Raw genomic sequence first — 21,336 nt, 5'->3', positions numbered from 1 at the left:
ATAAAATCTATGCATTATGCAAAACTTGATATCTCACATAAGAAAATGTTTCTTCCTCGCCCTTTTCTGCTAGCATGACAAGCAGTTTTTCCAATAATTCCGCTGTCTTTGGATGCATGATGTATTTATGGCATCCCTTCTTATAATACTCCAGTGCACTGGCATCCGTATAGGCATCTTTCATATAATTGCGGCTGGCAGCAATCCGGTCGACAAACATCTCAACGACATACTGTGTCGGCATTTCCATACCGACCATGCCTTCCCCGGGATTTAGGCTATAGTCGATCCAGTATTCAAAATGATGTTTGTTGCGTCCTTTGTGATGCAGCCATGCCATCGATACGCCTGTGGCTTCCCGCTCCGCATTGTTGGGACTGCGGTCGCCTGATAGTAGCGGCAGCCGACTAAAAACTCGACCGGGGCATACTTGGACAGATCATGCAAAAGTCCCTGTTTATATAAACCTAATTTAAAACAATAGCCCATGACCAGATGTCTGTGATGGGTGATCGTCTTAAAGTGCTCTAACGCTTTCATTATACTCCTTTCCCTGCTCCGCGCAAGAAATCAAAATACTGATGGATTGCGGTGCCACCTCCACATGTCCCTGCTCCTCTAAAGCGACCGGCTCAAAGGTCTGCCCTATATGATCAGCCGTATTCATGACCTGCATCCAGCGTTTTTCCTGCGACAGACGCGGCAAGGCGATCCTTGCCCTTTCATAATGAAAATTATATGCCACATAGACATCTTCTGCTTCCCCTGCATAGGCTCCGGCATAAAGGATGCCAATGGCTTTTTGCTCATCCCCGACCTGCATGAGCCATGGTTCTGCACCATGATAAGACAGATCCGGCATGCCCAGATGCTTGTAATCGTTAAAACACATGGCATTTTCCTGTCGCAGCACGCGGTGTTCTTTTCGGAAAGCGATCAGATTTTTTACAAAAATGCCTAACGCCTTGGCATCCGAAGACCGGTTCTGATACTGTACCCAGCCAATGCGATTGTCCTGACAATAAGGATTGTTATTGCCCTCCTGGGAATTGAGGCACTCATCCCCGCCCACAAGAAGCGGTACTGCCTGTGATAAAAAGGTCATACATAATCCGTTTTTGACCTGTTGGAAGCGCATCTTCTGGATCTGTTTGTTCTTGGTCGCACCCTCTGCGCCGTAATTAAAACTACAATTAAAATTGTTGCCGTCTCGGTTTTCCTCGCCGTTGTCCCGGTTGTGCTTTTCCCCATAACTGTAGGAATCCAGCAGGGTAAAACCTGTCGTATTCGCCATATAATTGACAAATCCATAGGAGACATTCTGTCTGCGCAAATAATTGGTAAACTGCACCATAGACCCCTGCATGTGATTTTGTAATTGACGGCCTACATATTGAAAATCATCTTTATACAAAAAGATGTGTTTTTTCCCTTTTTGTTCCAGCAAGATCTCCTCCGGCAGGTTTTCGCAAAAGATCTTGGTATGACGGAAACGATAGGATCCTGCGATCCGCTTGATCGGGATATTACAGCCCAGCAGGTGGAAACCATCCGCGCCATAATATCTTACCCAATACCAGAGACAATCCAGCATCATGTCCTGGGAAACCTCTGATGCAAATGCCATTTCCAGAATCACTTCCATGCCCGCTTCGTGGATCCTTTGGATCATAACCCGGCACCGCTCTACGGCATGTCGGCCGCCAAAATAGGATGCCTTTGGTGCAAAATAATAAGCATTGCCATAGCCCCAGTAATTGGTCTTATCCAATGTCTGCCACCGGGTGTGGCTGATTCCCTTTTCGTCCAGAAGCGTTTTCTTTTCACAAAAGACTTCTTCAAATTCGTAGATGGGCTGAAATTCTATGGATGTCACTCCAAGTCTCTGCAGATAAGGAAGTCCGGCGATCAGTCCGGCATCATTGCCCTTTTCGGATGCCTTATAGCCATGCTGCATGGTAAAGCCACGCATATGTAACTTATACATGACCATATCCCCCGCCTCAATAAAATGCCGGGGTGCTGCAATCTCCTGCCCACCGGATACAAAGCCGCCATATAGACCGTCATCTGCTCCGATGCGCGATGCATCCTTCCACTTTTCACGCCCTACAATGCTTCTGGCATAGGCATCAACAAAAAAGTGCTCCCCACACCGGATCCGATAACAGCAGCGTTCCCAATGCTTACCCAAGATCTCTACCGAATAGACCTGGCCGATCCGATATGCCTCGGACAAATCTATTGTTTGGATCAGTTTCTTGGATCTACGGTCATACAAACAGATGGCGCAAGGCTGGTCCTCTCTTACAAAAAAGGTAAACATCATGCCGTCTGCTGTTTCTTTTGTACCATAACTTTCAAAATCTCCGATTCTTATTTTCATATGCCCCTTCTTACGCTTGCTTAAAACTCTCAAAAATCTCTATTCATTATACTTGAAATGTTGCTTTTTTCCAAATCCTTTCGTATAATCTTGTTTGTTTCTATAAGATATCATACAAAAAACAAGAAAAGGAGACGGTTATGGCAAAAGACGAAGTTTTTCCGGTAGATGAAAATGATGATGATGTGGTAGTGACCATCGAAATGGATGACGGTTCTGAGGTGACCTGTGAGATCCTGACCATCTTTGATGTCAAGGATCAGGATTACATCGCCCTTCTTCCTTATGAGGAAAACGGCAAGGAAGTCACAGACGATACTGTTTATATCTATCGTTATCACGAAGCAGAAGATGGTACACCTGACTTAGAAAATATCCAATCTGATGAGGAGTACGAGGCTGTGGAAGAACGCTTCGACGAACTCTTAGATGAGGCTGAATTTGACGACATGGACTAAGTTATGTCTGCACCTTTTCTATTTCCTTTAGGAAACGGGAAGGGTGCATTTTTTTGCCTGTTCCTGCCGGATGGCAAGCAGATAGAGGTTTTCTTTTGCCCGGGTCACCCCCACATAAAAAAGTCTGCGCTCCTCCTCGATCTTTTCCCTGCTATCCGCCTTTTTGGACGGCAGGATGGTCTCGTTGCAATCTAAAATAAAAACTGTATCAAACTCTAAGCCCTTGGCTCCGTGCAGGGTGTATAGTCCTACCTTTCCCTCTTTATCCAGAGATTTCTCCTGATTGATGCGGTCTATGGCGTCTCTTTCTATCTCCCACTGCTCTATGATCTGCCCGGTCGTTTTCGCATTTTTTGCTGTCTCTTTTAATAGTCCAATGCTCTCCTGCCACTTTTGGTATTCCGCATCATCCCTCGCCTGCTTTTTAAGAAAAGCCTCATAGCCCAGCCTTTTGCAGATGAAGGTGATCGCCGCCGGACCGGACAGGCTGCGCAGGAAGTTGATGTCCCCTTCCAGTTTTTCTATTGTCCTCTGCATTCCGGGCTGATCCTGATAAAAATGCTTCCATGCCTCAAAGGTCGTCCATTCCCGCGTCACACTTGCCCGCTGTAAAAAACGATCCGGCCGATTCATGATGCGGAACAGATCCGGGCGGTGCAAAAGCGGGGAGCCCAAACGCAGATAGGCGATCAGGTCTAACATAACAAAGTGCTTGTAGGGATTTGGCACAGCATCCTTGACATAAAAAGGAATCTTTTCATCCTGCAATGCCTCGATGACGGATCCAATCTGGGCGTGATTGCGATATAAGACCGCCATATCTTCCCAGTTTTTCCCTCCTGTTCTCTGCTGCTTTAGTATTTGCACCAGGTATGCGGTCTCCGCCTTTTTATCCGCAAGCGACACGACCTCTAAATTGCCCTTCCCCTCCTTCTGTCCCAGGATCTCTTTTGTAAAACGAATTTCATTGTGGGAGATCAGGGCAAGGGATGCCTGTAAGATTCGGGCTTTGCACCGGTAATTATCCCGTAATTGTAAGATCTTTACCCCCGGATAATAGTTTTCAAAAGAAAACATGAGATCCGGTCTGGCACCGCGAAATCCATAAATGGACTGGTCATCATCCCCGACAGCAAAAAGGTTATTGTCCGGCAGTGCTAAAAGACGGATGATCTCAAATTGCAGGGCATTCATATCCTGCACTTCATCCAGCAAAAGATAGGAAAAACGCTTCTGCCATTTGGCAAGGAAAGATGGATCTTTGTAAAGAAGTTCTCTGGTCTTTACCAAAAGGTCATCATAATCCAAAAGGTGATAAACCTCTTTTCTCGCTTCATAATGTTCATACAATTTTATGATCTTTTCATTGGGAAAATAGGGTGATGCATACTCGGCTAAAGCGACCATGGTATTTTTGATATAGGAGATCTCCTGTTCCATATGCATAAGATCGTCTTCTGCACAGGACATCTTCACCACATAAGCCGTCTCTTTTAAGATTGCCTGCTTGCTCTTATGATCCAGCAGGCGATATGTCCGAAAGCCCGGTTCCTGCCTGAGCATGCCGTAAAAAACAGAATGGAACGTTCCAAAAACGACCGGGTACTCCTGCCCCATCAGTCCTATGAAACGTTCCTTCATTTCCAGTGCTGCGGCCTTGGTAAAAGTGATCACAAGGATCTGTTCCGGTGGAACGCCTCCTTTTGTAATAAGATGTTGGATACGTCTGGTAAGCACATAGGTCTTGCCACTGCCCGGACCGGCCAGGGTCAGACAGGGACCGCTACCATGACATACTGCTTCCTCTTGCGATGGACTCAGCATATAGACTCCTTACTACTCTTCTTTACTTTTCCTCAGACCTTATATAGATTTTAGATTTCTCTCTGCAACTTTTGGATCGCTGCACGGATCCTTGCTAAGGATTCCTCTTTGCCGATGACTTCCATGATCTCGGTTGCGCCACCCGGAGTCATCTGTTTGCCGGAAACCGCTGTACGGATCGGCCATAATACATAACCATTTTTGTAGCCCTTCTCCGCTACGAAATCACGGATGCATGCATAGATTGCATCATTGGAATAATCATCCAATGCTTCCAATACCGGAAGGATCTCCTCTAAGACAGTAAGGGAAGATTCCGGGCTTGTCTTCATTTTCTTGTGAGCGTACATGGAAATATCGTATTCCGGTACTGCCTCAAAGAAATCGATATGATCTGCGATATCCGGGAATACCTCGATCCTTGTCTTTACCATGGCTGCGATCTTCTTAAGATCATAGTCCTTGGTGATGACCTGACGGATATACGGCTCAGCCATCTCGTAGAACTTGTCAAAATCCATGGCTTTCAAATACTCGCCATTCATCCAGCGCAGTTTTACCGTATCAAAAACAGCCGGGGACTTGCTCATATGGTGATAATCAAATACCTTTACCAGTTCCTCTAAAGAGAAGATCTCCTGATTGTCTACCGGGCTCCAGCCCAAAAGTGCCACAAAGTTGATGATGGCTTCGGTCAAAAATCCCTGGTCTAAAAGATCCTCATAAGAAGAATGACCGCTTCGCTTGCTGAGTTTCTGATGTTCCTCATTGGTGATCAGCGGACAGTGCACATAGATTGGCACTTCCCAGCCAAATGCCTCATACAGGCGGTTATACTTCGGAGAAGATGATAAATACTCATTTCCGCGAACTACATGGGTGATCCCCATCAGATGATCGTCTACAACATTGGCAAAATTGTAGGTTGGATAGCCGTCCGACTTGATCAGGATCATGTCGTCCAATTCTGCATTGTCTACGGTAATGTCGCCATAGATCTCATCTTCAAAAGTGGTTGTGCCTGTTCTCGGGTTGTTCTGACGGATGACATATGGCTTACCGGCAGCCAGATTGGCCTCGATCTCTTCCTTTGATAATGACAGGCAATGCTTGTCATAAATGGAGATCTCTTTGCCGGCAACCGTCTGCTTTAAACTGTCTAATCTCTCCTGATCGCAGAAACAGTAATATGCCTCGCCCTTGTCGATCAGTTCCTTGGCATACTTTAAATAAATACCCTGTGCCTGACGTTCGCTCTGGACATATGGTCCAACGCCGCCATCCTTGTCCGGTCCCTCGTCATGGATCAGTCCGGTACTTTTCAAGGTACGATAGATGATATCTACCGCTCCCTCTACATATCTCTCCTGATCTGTATCTTCAATACGGAGAATAAAATCTCCGCCCTCATGCTTTGCGATCAAATATGCATATAATGCGGTACGAAGATTGCCCACATGCATGCGTCCTGTCGGACTCGGTGCAAATCTTGTTCTTACTTTGCTCATTTTAAAACCTTCCTCATCTAACAATTTCTATCTAATACATCATAGGAAAGTTGGCAGGTTTTGTCAAACAGGAGATGGCAAAACCTGCAATTTATTTTATCCGATCTGCACTTGGATCTCTGCGCTGAAATCTTCTCCGATACTTTCTGTCCATCTTTATAACTGATCGCTGTGAGTATTCCCGGATGGTATGGGAGTTCAAACAATACAGCATTTGACATTTCCTGACTGCGTGTTACGCCATCGACTCTTTTTCGGGCAACCGCTTGTCCATTACATACCTGTTCTACTTCCTCTGCTTGGGAAAATACCAGCACTTCTACCATCTGCCCTTCTCTTACATCAATCTAGCACCTTTTCTTAATTATTTCATATGCTAAAGAATGAATCATGCAGAAAGGATTTGCGAATGAAGCAAAGACAAAATCAAGATCATCCCTCCTGCCGTGCAAAGATGCATCCCGGCAGTCTGGAGAACTTCGCTGTTGCCATGGGCTACGTTCCCTGGCAATATCTGTCCAACTTGTACGAACCAGATAAGGCACTGAAGATCGGTACCATCTTTCCGGAACTCAACAAACCATTTGACGGAAGGAGAATACGCTCATGATGCAAAATCGCAGTCAGGAACAACTGCTCTATTGGATCGACATGGTCAGCATGATGCTCGTGGATCTGACCGAGTATTTAGATACGCATCCTTTCGACGAGGCGGCAATGGATCATTTTAACCATTACCAGTCTCTCTATCAAAAGGCCCTAAAAGAATACGCTGAGGCCTACGAGCCACTGACACTGTCTACAGCACATCCGGAGAATATGTGGACTTGGGGACTGTCAAAAAATCCATGGGAAAGGAGTGCCAACTAATGTTTCAATACGAGAAAAGATTACAATATCCCATTCATATCAAGCAGACAAACCCGCAGGCTGCCGCCATCATCATCAGCCAGTATGGTGGTCCCGACGGCGAACTCGGAGCCTCCCTCCGTTATCTGTCCCAGCGATATACCATGCCTTATCGTGAGGTTGCGGGGCTTTTGACTGATATCGCGGTAGAAGAACTCGGCCATCTGGAAATGGTCTCCACCATCGTCTACCAGTTGACTGACGGTCTGTCCCCGGAGGAGATCAAGGCCAGCGGTTATGATAAATACTTTGTAGACCATACCTTAGGTGTCTATCCGCAAGCTGCCTCCGGCACACCATTTTCCGCAGATACCTTCCAATCGACCGGCGATACCATTGCCGATCTATACGAAGACATGGCGGCGGAGCAAAAAGCCCGCACCACCTATGATAATATTCTTCGTATGGTAAAAGATCCCGATATTGTAGATCCGATCCGCTTCCTGCGTGCCCGTGAGATCGTTCACTTCCAGCGTTTCGGTGAAGCCATGCGCATCGTCTGCGATCATCTGGACTCCAAAAACTACTATATGTTCAATCCGTCTTTCGACTCTTAATTGGTCTTGGCATCCTGTGGAGGCTGCATATTGCCGCCTCCCTGGGCAGGACCGCCCTGTCCCATCTGTGGCATATCGCCATTCTGGCTCATATCACCCTGTGGTCCGCCACCCATATCGCCGTTCATATCCTGTCCATCCATAGGTCCGCCGCCCATGGTATCAACGCTTCCTCCGGCAGAGATCACCATAGAATCTACCGTAAAGGCTGGTCTTCTGTGCCGTCCACAGTCACAGTGTAAGTCTCTCCACTGGTCCATGCCATATTTTGAAAATGATGTATTGTAAATGCCATATTTGGATAAAAGATCCACGAACCATTTTGGCATGGCATCTGAGATCTTTACTTCCATCAGATAATAGCCCGGTGTCAGCAAAAGTGTCGTGTTCTCGTCACTTTGCAGAGTCAGATTATCGGAGCGGCTGCGGATCGCCACATCAAAGGTAACGCGGAAATCCGGGTCGTCCTTTCCAAACATTGTCAGCCTGTCATAAGCGATATAGCGCTTTGGTCGGATCCCATAATGGGTAAAAAAGTAATCCACTTCCCGATAGATCTGACCGGTTTCTTTTGGCGCATCTCCTTCTTCCAGATACTTTTTGGCTTCTTCCCTAGATAAGGGGATCCGTCTTTTATTGACCAGTCCGTTATATTTTTTCTTGATCTCAAAAAATAGGTAGAATCCTCTGCCATATAGACATCCAATTCCTTTTTAAAGACCTCATAGGTCTTTTGATCCAGCAGATATTTCTTTTCGTAACGGTTAAAAACTTTTTGGATCATATGCCCTACCTCCTTATCTGCTTTTATTCTAAAAAGGCAAAGTGATGGCTATGTGAAGATGACCTGAAAACTAAAAGAAGTCTTACGACAACAGGTTTTCTGCTGTCATAAGACTTCTCATTTTCTGCTATTTTTCTACATCTGATAAAAATTCAGATTTTCACGGAGTTCCGGTGTGATCGTACCACCCTCGCGTTTATACTTTTCATATAAGCCTTGCAGGCGTTTGTAATTTCTGGCATTGTTTGTTTCCAATTTACCTATCGCATCCGCAAACATAGGATTGGTCTTTAGGTCTGCACGATATGCCTTGGAAAACGGACAATAGGTAAACATGATCTGGCGCACATAACGGTTGAGACGGAAGCCGCCCTTTGCCTCATATTTGATCCAGTTCTGATAATCCTTGACAAAGATCTCCCGGAAATTGTTCTTTGCCCTGGCCAAAGCCCCCTTGATCTGGTCTTTGGTCTCTGCGGACAATTCCCGGTTCTTGCGGTAGAACTGCAGATAATCATAGTAATCGCTTGTCAGCGACCGTTCGCGGATATCATTCCAGCGCACACCCTGGATCTTTCGGCACATCTCCCAGCGGTATCTGCCACAATTTTCTAAGATAGCCTCCTGTAGATCCACTGCGGTAAAGATCGGTATCATAAAGCGCGCCGGTGTATCGTTCCTGACACTTGCCGTCTCCTGCCACATCATGGCTCTGGTGCCGGCATTTGGCATGAGGATGACATCCGGCAGGATTTCCTCCATGACCATCTCATTTTTGATGAGATCACTTGTCCCGGTCCTTGGCAGCATCGGACGGTAAAAGAGGGAATAATCTATCTTTCGTACCGTGTTAAAGGCATCCTCGATCCGATCTGCCGTCACGACCATTTTATCTAAACTGTTAAAGAGATCTTTTTCGCAAAGAACCGGTGAGAACATGGTGATATTACCATAGGTCACACGGTTGACGGATGTAAACATATTTTCCAGTTCATAGCGTGCCTTTGCCTTTTGATCCTGCTTTCTCCTTGCCACTTCCTCTTTTGTCCACTCGCCCCGGCGCAGACCATCATTGAGATAAGCCGTATAGTCCATATCAAACTCGTTCTTGGACGGCTCCTTTTCTCCCTCGTAGACTGCCCGCAGCCAACGGAAAATGGTAAAGACATGGTCGGAAGCACACATATCCAGATGGGCTGACAACTGGTAAAGTTCGCTGGTCTTGTCCTCGCCTAAAAAGCCCTGATCAATATAGGCAAAATTGAAAAACATCTCCATGACCGGCGTGATCTTTTTCCTGCCCTCCACTGCCTGTAAAAAGCAGTCCCAGTACAGTTCATAAAAGACTTTTCCCACCTGCTTGCGCAGACGATAGGCTACCTCATCCTTATTGTCTGCATCTTTGACTTTTTTGTATGCCACAAAGAGTTCCTGCATTTCCTGATACTTGTCTCCCTCGTATCCGGCAAACTGCAAGATATACTCCAGATCTGTCTTGCACTCCTGGTCCACAGCCGTCTCTTTTTCTGTATTGGACGCATATTCTTTTGCGCAGGAAACCAGCAGTTCCTCCTGAAAAATGCCCAGTTCCTTGGCATAGCCCAACTGCTTTTCGATCAGTTTCTTGATCTCACCATCATCCCCGCCTCTTGCCTTTACTCCGCTTTGCAGTAAAAGGGAAGCATGAAAAAGATCGCTTCGTACTTGACTAAAGAGAGCATCCCGGTTGTTGCGCAGATAATTTGTCATCTCCCGGATACCTCTGGCGATTCGATGCATCTGGGCGGATGCTCCATGATCGAGCCAATGCAGAGGTCCTCGTCCGTCTCCATAAGGTTCAGATATGCATCCAGTGCCCCACGGATCAGGCTGTTGCTATTGTTGATCTCCCAGTTTTCTGCCTTATGCTGCATCTCCAGTGGCGTGATATTTGCCACATCCAGAGATTGCTTTGCCTCGACCTTACTGCGGGCACACAAATAAACATACTCCTCATACAAAGTATCCGAAAGATTTTGAAACTGCCGGACCTTGTGATACATGTCCGCATAGGCACAGAACAACTGGTGCCTTTGCAAGAGGGCACTGCGCAAAAAGATCCTGCGCATCTTTGGCTCTGCCGCCAGAAACTGCTTGAGATCATTGACCCCCTCACAAGGAAAGACATAAAGTGTAACATCCGTACTGGCATAATAGTCACAGATAAACCAGTCCTGCTCCAAAATACCTATGATAGCATTTGGTCCCAGTGTCGTCTCCTCAAATTCGTGTCGTAAGGTAACATTTCCCTCCTGTACGATATACCAGGCACTTACCTTATCTTTTCTCTTTGCTACATTCTCCCCTGCTTTCAGATGAATGACTTCCATCCTCCGCTCCTTTCCACAGTCCAAACCACAAACTACTCCTGCTTCAGACCGCACAATTTATCCACGGAGGAAATGATCTCTATGATCTCCGGTACATAATGTTCATGTTCCGTCATCAGACGATCAATCTCATTTCTCTCACTCTGCACGATCTTCCGGTTATCCTCGATGTGTCCCCTGATCTTTTGTCTTCGTTTTACCAGATTGTGTTTGATCTCCACCATCTCGTCTTCATCTATGAGTGCTTTGGTCTGATCCAGCCAGATCTTTCGATCATACAGATCGATCCTTTGTAAAAGTCGGATGAGGCGGCCGTTGAAATATTCCAGATCGTCATTGTTGCGCAGGAATTTTTCCTTTTCTTTGACAGCCGTCACATACTGTTCCCAAGTGTAATTGAGTTCGGTCGAATTGTGTACGCCGTACTTATCCTTTGTATATTCCACCGCTTTTGTCACATTGGCATATTTCATGCATACGACATTTAAGAGGTTGATCGCCTGATTTTCATTGCGAGTCGCCTGCCGCATCTGTTTTTGCAGATAAATGCTGCGGAAATAAATGATAAAGCCGCCCAGAGCACCCACGATAAAAAGTACCAAAAAGGCAACCGTCATATCCATCTTTGTCGCAAACTGTATGACAAATAAGAGGATCAAAAGCGTTGCATAAAGCAAAAATACTAAGAGAGATGCCCGCTTGATGATCTTGCGTTCCTGGGTAATGTCCTCGCGCTCGATCTCCCACTGGTTCTTCTGTGCCTCTAGGATATTTTTGTCCCGCCGCACCTTGTCCTGATAACGCTCGTTTTCCAACATCCGGTGGATGGTCTGCGGTACATCATCCTCATTCTGCTCCATCAAAAGGAACTGGCTGTCCGAAATATTGTAAGAGGCATTCTCATAAGCCTGACGCGCAGCATTCAACTGCTCGATATTGGATGCCGCTTCCCGGATTGCCTGTCTGGTCTCATCCGGCAGCCCCTCAATGGTCTGGATATCCGTCAGATAGGAAGTGACAACACGGTATTCTGCCTTTTCTTCCTCGATCTCTTTGGTCAAGGCAATGATCTGCTCGCAGGAATCCAAAATGTAGTGTTCCAACTTCTTGGGATCATTCCAGTTGTCGATGGTCTCGATCTCCTGATATACCTTGGCAAAAGCCTCATCGATCTCCTGTTCTTTTTTTCGTTTCTTTCCAAAAAATAACATGCCTTTCTCCCAGCTGCTGTCTTTTTAAATGCGACACAAGTGATTGTAATCGACTTTCCAACTGCTCAAAATAGATCCGATCACCTGTGATCTGCCCGTTTCGGTCGCAAGTGCCTTTTGTATTTTTTCATCGAAAACATGGATCTCTTCGAGGGTACTGAGCATGGTGACTTCCTCGCAGATCTCATCTACCATATCCTGCGGGATAAAGTATTTGTCTACCAGTTCGTCGAAATGCTTCTGATCCTTGTTGCAGCGCAGTGCCGCCAGCATAGACCGGAGCGACTGCGTTTTGTGGTTGCGCTTGTAAGCCTCCTCAAAGCAGAGGGATGCCTCGCCAAAGAAAAACAACCTTCCGTAGGCAACGCCCAAGTTATGCCAGATATCTCCTTCAAAAGCGGTCGGTCCATGTGTGACCGCCGGGTCATCTAACATCTTTTCATATTCAAAAATAGCATCCACAATCTTATCTTTTTCCATCAGGCGGTCTGCCCGCATTTTCTGGCACTCTGTCGGACTCTTGTTCTCAAAAGACGCTATCGCCTGCAGCAGGTCACGGATCTCCACACTGGTCAGATAACCACTGTAATTTAGAATCTGTCCGATAAAAATATGCAACGGTGCCTGATTGGATAGGGTATCCAATAACTGCTTTTCCAGATCACGTGCCCCCAGTTCCCCGCCGATCCACAGACAGAGTTCCTTGGATGCAAATTCTGCATTTAAAAGATAAACATTGTGTGCAATATAATAACTCAATTCTTCCAAAGAATAGACATTCAGCGCGCCATCCTCGATAAAATAAGGATTGGCTGCTATGGATTGTCTACATAAAATCAATTCACCCATCGGATGCCTCCTTATTCTTCCAGACAGACGGTATGCTCCCATGTACGGTTGGACGATGGTGCGATCTCCCCAAAGCCTAAGTCACGGATCGTGATCTTGATCTTACGGTCAGAGATCGGTTCTGCCGTAATACGAAGCCTGCTGGTCCTGCGTTCTCTTTCTACCATGTCCGTCAATTCCAAAAGTTCTACGTGAGCCTCCCTGCTCTCCGGCCGTTGGATCCAGACCTCGATCTCCGGTGTTCCGTCCAAAATGACCTCACATTCGCCCACCTCATCAAACCAGGACTGTCCGGCTGTGATCAGAGTAAAAAACTGCATTTCATTGCCCACCAAGACCTTGAGGTAGAGATTTAACTTGAGTTCATTGTCTCCGATATAGACAAAAGGCCAATCCTGCTTCCCATCCTTGATAAAGCCTGCATAACAGGCGCCCTTGGAGTAAAGATTCTTTCCCACAAAGACCTTTCTGGTATGGCAAAGATACTGCAAAGATGCCTTCATCCAGTCTCCGTCAAAACCATCTCCGATCAGATAAACCGCCGAAACGACCTGTCCGTCGATCACATCCTGGGCGATCTTTTGAAACTCGCCGTCCTTTTGGTCTAAGAGTTTGCCATGATTTTTCTGATCTAAGTTGATGACCTGAGGTGTCGTATGCATATTACGCCGCAAGCGGCAGGACACCATATCCGACTCAGTATAGTCAAACATGACTACATCATGTAAAAAGGTCTCCGGTCCCTGGCTCAGTGCATAATAGTAAAAACTTTCCCTGCGGTCGATCAGAAGCAGTTTGTCTGTCTCGATCCCCAGTTTTACCATGATAGCCGAAAAGAGTTCCATGTATTCCACACTGACCTTGTCCAGACAGATGACCAGTTTTGCTAAAGGCATCATGGCTTGGGCGCTTCCTGCCAAAGAGAGGACACGCTTTAAAAAGATGGCAAGCAGATCACTCGCCGCGTACTTTTCATGCTCCAAAAATACTTCTTCCCCAGTTCTCGCCTTATCAAGAAGATCTTCTACGCCAAGCGCTTCCCCGGATTTAACACGCACTTTTGCTTCGCGTCCGAAGAACCACTGACCAACGCCCTTTTTCTTGGCAAGGGCGGTCGGGATCTGATAGGACTCGCTGCCCATGATCGTGCTGATCGTCTGTGGCTCTTTCATATGCTGTTGGTAAATGCTGATCATGGTATATTTTTCACTGATATCCATACCAAGATACAAGCCCACATTCTCCTGTTCCATAAGTGCCTCTTATACTGTCGTAAATAGTTCCTTTGTCACCTGATCCAAGCCCTGATACTGCTTCATCAGTTCCAACAACTGCCCGTCTTCATGATAGAGGTAGGCATTTTGCATGGCATTCAATAGATCGTAGCGATCCAGATTACCCTCCTGCAGATCACTGGAAATGGTCAGGTCATCCGCACATACCGGCAGGTCTGCTACCGCATCTGCATACAGGGCATAATGAATGGTCTCTCCGAAAAAGACAACGAACTGCTTGACGAAGATTCCCTCGTACATCTCGATCATTTCTTCCGTGATCGGCTGCCCATCATCAAAACGATAGGTGATGGTGATCCGCTCTCCCGGATTGCCCCGGTATTCCACAAAATGTTTGTCATACAGATGATACTTGATGATCAGTTTATGATCGACATTCTTGTAGAACTGGAAATAGACATTCCGCAAGATGTAATACTGCAAGAGTTGATCCAAAAGGGCAAACTCTTTTTCATCCAAGGTATCCTTGCCGGATAGATATTTCATGTATGCCAGATTGCAACTTTCCTTTAACTCGATGCCTTTTGCAAAATAATAGGAAAGATAGTCAAACAACTTGTCTGGCACATGTTCCTTTGAGAGCATATATGCATGCGCCCAGTAATTCAGATAAGCCTCGATCAGCATGCGGTCTTTGCCACGCGCCAGATAGGAATCATAAATAGCCGCCGTTTCCTCCATGCAGTTTTCCGCATACAAGGTCTGGAATAAAATATTTTCTTCCAGCGCCACCACGGACATTTCTTCTGCTTTTGCCGCCTGCCAGAGATAGATCATATCCGGGCTTGGTCCCACATAGTTTTCTGCCAGATAGGATACCGTTGCCGGTGAAGTCTGCTTCTGTCCCAATAAATAGCCACACAAAGAAAGTAAAAATTCATCTTCTGCAAATTCAGTCGTCAACAGCCTTTCGGTGCACATCTGTAAGAGCAGGCGGTCATCCACCTGCAATCCGTAATAGTCCTGCATGAGGGCATAGGCTCTCTCATAGTCCTGCCGCTGGATGAATAAGGAGATCACAAAACCTCTGGTCCTTGCATCCAACTGCCCAAAGTCCACATGCTTTGCAAAATGTTCTTCTAAGACTTCTTCCCTGCAATGATCCTGTAAAAAGCCAATAAATGCACTGTATTTTTCCTGTTTATAACGCTTGGAAACCAGCGAAGAATCCAAAAATACCTGCATGCGTTTTACATCATCCAAGGTATAGTCTTCCGCTTCTTTTTTCTCCGCAAAATCCGCAAGGATAAAAGGAAGGGAAAGCGGTGACAAGTGTTCCAGCCTCTTGATAAAACGCTCCGGGTACATAAGCCTTTGTAGGGTGTATGCCTTGTGATCGCTGATCAGGGTGCCATTCCCCGTCTCAAGCAGTAACCGGTACTGTCCCGGCAGGATCGGAATACATGCCTGATGGTCTTGTACCGGGATCACGATCGGCATTTCATACTGCTCCTGATAGATAAATGCTCGGGTGATGCCCGGATAAAGGCAGACCAGTTTTTTCATAAAGACCATGCCCGAGATCAGATGCGCCATCTCCTCATCGACTACGCCCATCTCCAGAACATTCTGATAGATGATCGCCAGATTGTCATTCATACGATTGGCTTTCATCTGCTCGATCGCAAAAGTTTCGATGTTGCGCAGATACTGCTCATAAAGCCCCGGTGCCTTGCGTCTTTCCGAAATGATATTGGCATAAAGAAGTGCCTTCTTTTGATATGGCAGATTGCAACTATAGCGGAAGTACATAGTCACCATCTGCGGCAGTTCTTCCGTACTGTTGTCCGGCATGGAAAGCATATAAGCCTCATACAAGCCGCTCAGACGCAGATCCAGACGGATTGCCTCGCGATACCAGTCCAGATACTTTTCCTGAAACATCTGGTTGCGCAACAAATAAGATACCAGAACAGAAAAGGCTTCCTCGCTATGCTCCACCTCGTATGCCTTCTGTGCGATCAAGAAAATGTGCGGATCAAAATCTTTGACCTTTTCCATCACATGCAAGACCTGCATTGCCACATCTTTGGTAAAGGTCACATGTCTTGCTGCCCAGTATAAGATCTTGGTCGCATGCGCATCAAAGGCATGCAAAAGATAAGGATCCTGCACATACATGGCATATGCCTCAATATATAAAAACGGTGTATCGTTATCTGCTTCGATCCATTGTAAAATGGCTTTGAGTTTCCGCGCCGGATTTTCCATATATTCTTCCCGCAAAAAAGATAAAAACCAGAAGAGTCTGACATCCTCCGGGTGCTCTCGAAAGATAGTCTCGATCTCTTTTGTCAGGCGGTCGACATAGGACTTTTCCTGCTCGATCAGGGTGCAGAGATACAAAAGATATGCCCAGAGAACGCTCTGCTTGTCTGCGATCTCCCGCTTCATATCGGAAATGATCCAAAGTGCCTCCTGCCGCTTTTTGCCCACGATCAGGCACTGCGCCTTCATCAGGCGATACCATGCATTATTCGGGCGGCGCTCTAACAGTTCATCTAAGATCTGTACCGAGCCATCACACCACTCGCCTGTCGTGATCTGGCGGAAACGATACGCTTTGTAGGTATCCGTCAAATCTGCCAGACACTCTTTATCCCTGCGCCATGGAAATTCCTTTTTTTCATCTTCCTGATCAAAGGTCGCCATGATGTCAATGACACGCACCGTTCCCTTGCAGGAGAATGTGATCCGCGCACGGTTAATGCCCGCGTGCATGCGGTTCTTGTGTATATAATAATTGAGAAGCATGGTAGAACCAAGAAAATAGTCTGTCGTAATCAGATCTTTTTCCACAGTGACAAAAGGGCTGTCACTCTCCACTGTGATCTCAATATAGCCCCATGTATTCTTGGCAACTACTAAGGTCTCCTTGCGGTTTTCGCTCACGCGGTAAAATTCTTCCTTGCGCTCGCGCACCGTAAAATCGACGGCATCTTTTAAGCCCACCGCCACTAAAAATTCTTCTAAATTGGCTGAAGACGGTAAAGCCTTACGATAGCCGGTATAGACCATGCGGACTGCCTTTTCCTGTCTTGCAATGAACTTTTCAAAAGCCTGCGAATAAAACAACTGCATGGCTTCTGCCCAATGTCCCTGTGCAAGACTTGCAAAATCGGATAAACTTGCGATCTCGCCTGTAGATGCATACAGGCGGTCTGCCTCAAATTGCACATCAAAAGGAAGGCGACACTCCCTCTGGTTACATACAATGGTAAAATAACCGGTAAGCCTGTCCCCTTCTTGATAATCCTGACCCAGCACTTCAAAACGGATCGTTGCTTCCATCCCGTCAAACTGCGGCTTTACGATGCGCACATATGGATTGGAAGAATAGACGATTCCCCGGATAGAGACCTCATTGGTAGAGTGCATGAAAAACTCACCCTGTAAGCGTTCTCCCTGCCTGCCACGCACGGTAACTGTCTCCTCTGAAAATGCTATCTGCGGCCTTCTGTTGTCAAATTTATCTTCTGACATCCGCCAGATTCGTTTTCGCAAAATATGACACCCTTTTCCTGCCGTTTTGTCTTCTGTCGGTTGCAATTTTCGACGCAAAAAGACTATAATGAATTATAAACTATTTAAGAAGGACATGCAATAAACTTTGTCCTTTGCAGGAGGAAAGCATGCTTACACATAAAGACCATTTCCATGGCAGCGACTTAGAAAAAATAGAGCAGATCTACGGTATCCGCAAGGAAGATATTGTAAGTTTTTCAGCCAATGTCAATCCCCTGGGTATCTCACCGAAGTTGCGGGAGCATCTGGCAAAACATATCGACTGTATCACGACCTATCCTGACCGGGAATATTCTTCCCTGCGTCAGTGCATGGCAGATTATGTCGGCACAGAAAAAGAAAACATCATTGTCGGCAACGGCTCTACCGAACTGATCTCCCTTTTTATACAGATCGAGCATCCAAAGAAAGCCATGATCTTAGGACCTACCTATTCCGAATATGAAAGAGAAGTCTCTCTCGGTGGAGGGACGACCGTCTACTATCCGCTCAAGGAGGAAAGCGGTTTTAAACTGGATACCACCCACTTTACCTCAAAACTGGATGATTCCATTGATCTTTTGATCCTCTGCAATCCAAACAATCCTACCTCCAGCTGCATTTCCCTGGATGATATGCGTACCATCCTAGATGTCTGCAAGGAGCATGGTATCTATGTCATGGTCGATGAGACCTATATCGAGTTCGTTGAAGATGTAGCTCATACCAGTGCCGTCTCACTGACTGCCTACTACAACAATATCATCATCCTGCGCGGCACCAGCAAATTCTTTGCTGCACCGGGTCTTCGTCTCGGCTATGCCATTACCGGCAACGAAGACCTGCTCCGTAATATGAACCAGCGCAAAAATCCATGGATGATCAATTCACTTGCTGCGATCGCCGGGGAACTCATGTTTCAGGATGACGAATATATACAGGCGACCAGAGATCTGATCAGCACGGAACGCGCCCGCTGTTATCAGACAATGCTAAATTCCAAGCGTTTCCATCCATACAAGCCGACTGCGAATTTCATGCTCATGCGCATTATGGATGAAGACTTAAACAGCGGTATCCTGTTTGACCGCGCCATCCGCGAAGCTTATGATCCGGGATTGCTCGACTTTCCCATTCTTAAATGACAAGTATATCCGCTTCTGCTTTATGGATCCTGCGGATAACGACCGGCTTTTGGATTGTCTCTTACGTTAGATCACTTATTTCATATGATGCAAAAAAGAGAAAGGCGAATGCAAAAGATGCAAACGCCTTTCTCTTTTATTCTGTTCTCATAAATTATTTATTCTGGAAGTATTCGTGAATACCCTTTGCAGCAGCCTTTCCTGCACCCATGGCAAGGATAACTGTTGCTGCGCCTGTCACGGCATCACCGCCTGCGTAAACAGCTTCTTTTGAAGTTGCGCCATCGTCCTCACAGATGATGCATCCTCTCTTATTCACATCAAGTCCTCTTGTCGTAGAAGAAATGAGTGGATTTGGAGAAGTACCAAGTGACATGATGACGGTATCTGCCTCGATCTCATACTCAGATCCAGGAATTTCCACCGGTCTTCTTCTTCCGGATTCATCCGGCTCACCCAGTTCCATCTTGATGACGCGAACGCCCTTGACACAACCGTTTTCATCTACTAAGATCTCGGTCGGATTCTGCAATAGATCAAAGATAACGCCTTCCTCTTTTGCATGATGTACTTCTTCCACTCGTGCAGGAAGTTCTGCTTCACTACGACGGTAAACGATATGTACTTCTGCGCCCAGACGGAGTGCTGTTCTTGCAGCATCCATAGCAACGTTACCACCACCGACAACAACGACTTTCTTGCCGCGTGCGATCGGTGTATCATAACCTTCCTTAAATGCTTTCATCAGGTTATTTCTGGTAAGGAATTCATTGGCAGAGAATACGCCCTTTGCCTGCTCGCCCGGGATTCCCATAAATCTAGGAAGACCTGCACCGGAGCCGATAAAGACTGCCTCAAATCCTTCTTTTTCCATCAACTCATCAATCGTTACGGAACGACCGATGATAACATTTGTCTCAATCTTAACACCAAGAGACTTTACATTTTCTACTTCTGCGGCAACAACCTTGCTCTTCGGCAGACGGAACTCAGGAATACCGTAAACCAGTACACCACCTGCTTCGTGCAGTGCCTCAAAAATAGTAACATCATAGCCAAGTTTTGCCAGATCACCGGCACAGGTAAGTCCTGCAGGACCGGAGCCGATCACTGCGACCTTGTGACCATTCTTTTCGCTAGCGCCCTGTGGCTTGATGCCATTTTCTCTTGCCCAGTCAGCCGTGAAACGCTCCAGTTTTCCGATGGAAACGGCTTCGCCCTTGATTCCACGGATACACTTGCCTTCACACTGGCTCTCCTGTGGGCAGACACGTCCACAAACGGCTGGAAGTGCAGAAGACTCGCTGATCACTTCATATGCCTTTTCGATGTCGCCATCTTTTACAGCTGCGATGAAATCCGGGATCTGAATGGAAACCGGGCATCCCTTGATACACTGTGCATTCTTGCAGTTCAAGCAACGGGATGCTTCTTCCATAGCCTCTTCTTTATTGTATCCTAAACATACTTCTTCAAAGTTAGTGGCACGAACCTTTGGATCCTGCTCACTGACCGGAACTTTTACTAAAACATCACCCATTACTTGTCACCTCCACAATGTCCGCATCCGCCGTGGTGTGTATCACCTTCCTGTAAAGCAAGCATCGCGCGACCTTCTTCTGTCTTATACTGCTGCTGTCTGGACATAGCCTGATCAAAATCAACCAAGTGACCGTCAAACTCCGGTCCGTCCACACATGCAAATTTTACCTGATCTCCAACAACCAGACGACAAGCACCGCACATTCCGGTACCGTCTACCATGATCGGGTTCATAGATACGATCGTCGGGATACCAAGTTCTTTGGTAAGTTTGCAGACGAATTTCATCATGATCATAGGTCCGATGGCTACACACCAGTTGAACTCCTGACCTTCGTCTACCAATGCCTGCAACTGATTGGTTCCCATTCCATGGAAGCCATAAGAACCGTCATCTGTTGTAACACAAAGTTGTGTGGCAACTTCACGCATTTCATCCACATAGAACAAAAGATCCTTGGTACGGGATCCCATGATCACGGTCGTTTCTACGCCATGCTCTTTCAGCCATTTTACCTGTGGATAGATCGGTGCGGTCCCCACGCCGCCCGCGATAAAGACGATCTTTTTCTTCTTTGTCTCCTCGAGGTTCTCCTCTACACACAGTTCTGACGGCTGTCCCAGCGGACCTACAAAGTCCATAAAGGCATCTCCCACAGCAAGGTGTGACATTCTCTCTGTGGATGCTCCTACGGTCTGGAATACGATCGTGATCGTACCAGCCTCTCTGTCATAATCGCAGATCGTCAGTGGAATTCTCTCTCCCACTTCATCGATCTTGGCGATAATGAACTGTCCCGGCAGACAATTATCTGCCACTCTCGGTGCCTTCACATCCATCAAGAAAATCTTGTCAGCAAGTTTTTCTTTTTTTACGATTGGATACATAGTTTTCCTCCCATTTTCTTATTTTCTATTTGATATGCCGATCCTTAGCGGATTTCTCGCCTCCTAAGTGGAATACACAGCATATAAAATACGATTCTTCTGTTAAC

General features: G+C 46.4%; 17 protein-coding genes and 2 pseudogenes. 5 read left to right on the top strand and 14 right to left on the bottom strand.

The features are described 5' to 3' along the window. Positions 1 to 7 precede the first annotated feature (7 nt). Positions 8 to 540, bottom strand: a pseudogene (locus tag DW996_RS01945) (DUF5662 family protein). Then, on the bottom strand, positions 518 to 2,386 hold the full coding sequence (locus tag DW996_RS01940) for an alpha-amylase family glycosyl hydrolase (RefSeq protein ID WP_118534714.1): 1,869 nt from the start codon (positions 2,384 to 2,386) through the stop codon (positions 518 to 520). The pseudogene DW996_RS01945 and the gene DW996_RS01940 overlap by 23 nt, the downstream one beginning before the upstream one ends. A 140-nt stretch (positions 2,387 to 2,526) precedes the next feature. Between DW996_RS01940 and DW996_RS01935 the strand changes: the two genes are divergently transcribed. Further along, on the top strand, positions 2,527 to 2,844 hold the full coding sequence (locus DW996_RS01935) for a DUF1292 domain-containing protein (protein ID WP_118534713.1): 318 nt from the start codon (positions 2,527 to 2,529) through the stop codon (positions 2,842 to 2,844). Between the two features lie 27 nt (positions 2,845 to 2,871). Here the strand turns inward: DW996_RS01935 and DW996_RS01930 are convergent, their stop codons facing one another. From DW996_RS01930 to DW996_RS01920, 3 genes are read right to left on the bottom strand one after another with little or no spacing between them, the layout of a single operon-like run. After that, entirely contained in the window at positions 2,872 to 4,668 is a 1,797-nt protein-coding gene (locus DW996_RS01930) for an ATP-dependent helicase (RefSeq protein WP_118534712.1), read from the bottom strand. A gap of 50 nt (positions 4,669 to 4,718) precedes the next feature. After that, complete coding sequence (gene gltX / locus DW996_RS01925; protein ID WP_118534711.1) at positions 4,719 to 6,176, bottom strand: glutamate--tRNA ligase; 1,458 nt, start codon at positions 6,174 to 6,176, stop codon at positions 4,719 to 4,721. Positions 6,177 to 6,193: 17 nt separating this feature from the next. Further along, positions 6,194 to 6,502: a DUF4982 domain-containing protein gene (locus DW996_RS01920; RefSeq protein WP_118534710.1), complete on the bottom strand. Its 309-nt coding sequence runs from the start codon at positions 6,500 to 6,502 to the stop codon at positions 6,194 to 6,196. An 83-nt stretch (positions 6,503 to 6,585) separates the two neighbouring features. Between DW996_RS01920 and DW996_RS01915 the strand changes: the two genes are divergently transcribed. Genes DW996_RS01915 through DW996_RS01905 form a run of 3 tightly spaced genes read left to right on the top strand, consistent with a single transcriptional unit; the run spans position 6,586 to position 7,642 of the window. Continuing rightward, on the top strand, positions 6,586 to 6,786 hold the full coding sequence (locus DW996_RS01915; RefSeq protein ID WP_330428706.1) for a spore coat associated protein CotJA: 201 nt from the start codon (positions 6,586 to 6,588) through the stop codon (positions 6,784 to 6,786). Further along, a complete protein-coding gene (locus DW996_RS01910; protein ID WP_243098633.1) occupies positions 6,783 to 7,046 on the top strand; it encodes a spore coat protein CotJB in 264 nt (87 codons plus the stop codon). Before DW996_RS01915 ends, DW996_RS01910 begins: the two co-directional genes overlap by 4 nt. Beyond that, a complete protein-coding gene (locus tag DW996_RS01905; RefSeq protein WP_118281047.1) occupies positions 7,046 to 7,642 on the top strand; it encodes a manganese catalase family protein in 597 nt (198 codons plus the stop codon). Before DW996_RS01910 ends, DW996_RS01905 begins: the two co-directional genes overlap by 1 nt. On the opposite strand, the gene DW996_RS01900 is transcribed toward DW996_RS01905, so the two are convergent. The 7 genes from DW996_RS01900 to DW996_RS01870 all read right to left on the bottom strand — a co-directional run bounded on the left by DW996_RS01900 (position 7,639) and on the right by DW996_RS01870 (position 17,654). Beyond that, positions 7,639 to 8,268: a VTC domain-containing protein gene (locus tag DW996_RS01900; protein ID WP_243098654.1), complete on the bottom strand. Its 630-nt coding sequence runs from the start codon at positions 8,266 to 8,268 to the stop codon at positions 7,639 to 7,641. The two genes, DW996_RS01905 and DW996_RS01900, sit on opposite strands and share 4 nt — an antisense overlap. Positions 8,269 to 8,561: 293 nt before the next feature. Further along, complete coding sequence (locus tag DW996_RS01895; protein WP_147403514.1) at positions 8,562 to 10,205, bottom strand: cyclic nucleotide-binding domain-containing protein; 1,644 nt, start codon at positions 10,203 to 10,205, stop codon at positions 8,562 to 8,564. Then, the gene (locus tag DW996_RS01890) at positions 10,172 to 10,819 is read right to left on the bottom strand and encodes a cyclic nucleotide-binding domain-containing protein (RefSeq protein WP_147403513.1); all 648 of its coding nucleotides are present in this window, start codon (positions 10,817 to 10,819) and stop codon (positions 10,172 to 10,174) included. The genes DW996_RS01895 and DW996_RS01890 overlap by 34 nt, the downstream gene beginning before the upstream one ends. 8 nt (positions 10,820 to 10,827) lie before the next feature. Next, a complete protein-coding gene (locus DW996_RS01885; protein WP_118281044.1) occupies positions 10,828 to 12,006 on the bottom strand; it encodes a hypothetical protein in 1,179 nt (392 codons plus the stop codon). A gap of 24 nt (positions 12,007 to 12,030) precedes the next feature. After that, complete coding sequence (locus DW996_RS01880) at positions 12,031 to 12,855, bottom strand: hypothetical protein (RefSeq protein ID WP_118281043.1); 825 nt, start codon at positions 12,853 to 12,855, stop codon at positions 12,031 to 12,033. An 11-nt stretch (positions 12,856 to 12,866) separates the two neighbouring features. Then, the gene (locus DW996_RS01875) at positions 12,867 to 14,108 is read right to left on the bottom strand and encodes a DUF5716 family protein (RefSeq protein ID WP_118534705.1); all 1,242 of its coding nucleotides are present in this window, start codon (positions 14,106 to 14,108) and stop codon (positions 12,867 to 12,869) included. Between the two features lie 9 nt (positions 14,109 to 14,117). Continuing rightward, positions 14,118 to 17,654 carry a DUF5717 family protein gene (locus tag DW996_RS01870; protein ID WP_147403512.1) on the bottom strand — a complete coding sequence of 1,179 codons (3,537 nt, stop codon included), beginning with the start codon at positions 17,652 to 17,654 and terminating at the stop codon, positions 14,118 to 14,120. Positions 17,655 to 17,782: 128 nt separating this feature from the next. Here DW996_RS01870 and DW996_RS01865 point away from each other — a divergent pair. Then, positions 17,783 to 18,869 (top strand): annotated as a pseudogene (locus DW996_RS01865) (pyridoxal phosphate-dependent aminotransferase). An 84-nt stretch (positions 18,870 to 18,953) separates the two neighbouring features. On the opposite strand, the gene gltA reads toward DW996_RS01865, so the two are convergent. Beyond that, entirely contained in the window at positions 18,954 to 20,339 is a 1,386-nt protein-coding gene (gene gltA, locus DW996_RS01860) for an NADPH-dependent glutamate synthase (protein WP_118281039.1), read from the bottom strand. Then, a complete protein-coding gene (locus DW996_RS01855; protein WP_118281038.1) occupies positions 20,339 to 21,229 on the bottom strand; it encodes a sulfide/dihydroorotate dehydrogenase-like FAD/NAD-binding protein in 891 nt (296 codons plus the stop codon). Before DW996_RS01855 ends, gltA begins: the two co-directional genes overlap by 1 nt. Between the last annotated feature and the right edge of the window lie 107 nt (positions 21,230 to 21,336).

This window comes from Roseburia sp. AM51-8 (assembly GCF_003478275.1).
In the GTDB taxonomy this organism is placed as follows: domain Bacteria; phylum Bacillota; class Clostridia; order Lachnospirales; family Lachnospiraceae; genus Pararoseburia; species Pararoseburia lenta.
The sequence above is the reverse complement of the archived record's forward strand: the minus strand, read 5'-3'. Positions and strand labels throughout refer to the sequence as shown.

What these genes read in the sequence shown, in the direction of transcription:
- DW996_RS01940 (WP_118534714.1), bottom strand. Translation starts at nt 2,386, where the DNA reads ATGAAAATAAGAATCGGAGATTTTGAAAGTTATGGTACAAAAGAAACA.
- DW996_RS01935 (WP_118534713.1), top strand. Translation starts at nt 2,527, where the DNA reads ATGGCAAAAGACGAAGTTTTTCCGGTAGATGAAAATGATGATGATGTG.
- DW996_RS01930 (WP_118534712.1), bottom strand. Translation starts at nt 4,668, where the DNA reads ATGCTGAGTCCATCGCAAGAGGAAGCAGTATGTCATGGTAGCGGTCCC.
- gltX (WP_118534711.1), bottom strand. Translation starts at nt 6,176, where the DNA reads ATGAGCAAAGTAAGAACAAGATTTGCACCGAGTCCGACAGGACGCATG.
- DW996_RS01920 (WP_118534710.1), bottom strand. Translation starts at nt 6,502, where the DNA reads ATGGTAGAAGTGCTGGTATTTTCCCAAGCAGAGGAAGTAGAACAGGTA.
- DW996_RS01915 (WP_330428706.1), top strand. Translation starts at nt 6,586, where the DNA reads ATGAAGCAAAGACAAAATCAAGATCATCCCTCCTGCCGTGCAAAGATG.
- DW996_RS01910 (WP_243098633.1), top strand. Translation starts at nt 6,783, where the DNA reads ATGATGCAAAATCGCAGTCAGGAACAACTGCTCTATTGGATCGACATG.
- DW996_RS01905 (WP_118281047.1), top strand. Translation starts at nt 7,046, where the DNA reads ATGTTTCAATACGAGAAAAGATTACAATATCCCATTCATATCAAGCAG.
- DW996_RS01895 (WP_147403514.1), bottom strand. Translation starts at nt 10,205, where the DNA reads ATGCATCGAATCGCCAGAGGTATCCGGGAGATGACAAATTATCTGCGC.
- DW996_RS01885 (WP_118281044.1), bottom strand. Translation starts at nt 12,006, where the DNA reads ATGTTATTTTTTGGAAAGAAACGAAAAAAAGAACAGGAGATCGATGAG.
- DW996_RS01880 (WP_118281043.1), bottom strand. Translation starts at nt 12,855, where the DNA reads ATGGGTGAATTGATTTTATGTAGACAATCCATAGCAGCCAATCCTTAT.
- DW996_RS01875 (WP_118534705.1), bottom strand. Translation starts at nt 14,108, where the DNA reads ATGGAACAGGAGAATGTGGGCTTGTATCTTGGTATGGATATCAGTGAA.
- gltA (WP_118281039.1), bottom strand. Translation starts at nt 20,339, where the DNA reads ATGGGTGATGTTTTAGTAAAAGTTCCGGTCAGTGAGCAGGATCCAAAG.
- DW996_RS01855 (WP_118281038.1), bottom strand. Translation starts at nt 21,229, where the DNA reads ATGTATCCAATCGTAAAAAAAGAAAAACTTGCTGACAAGATTTTCTTG.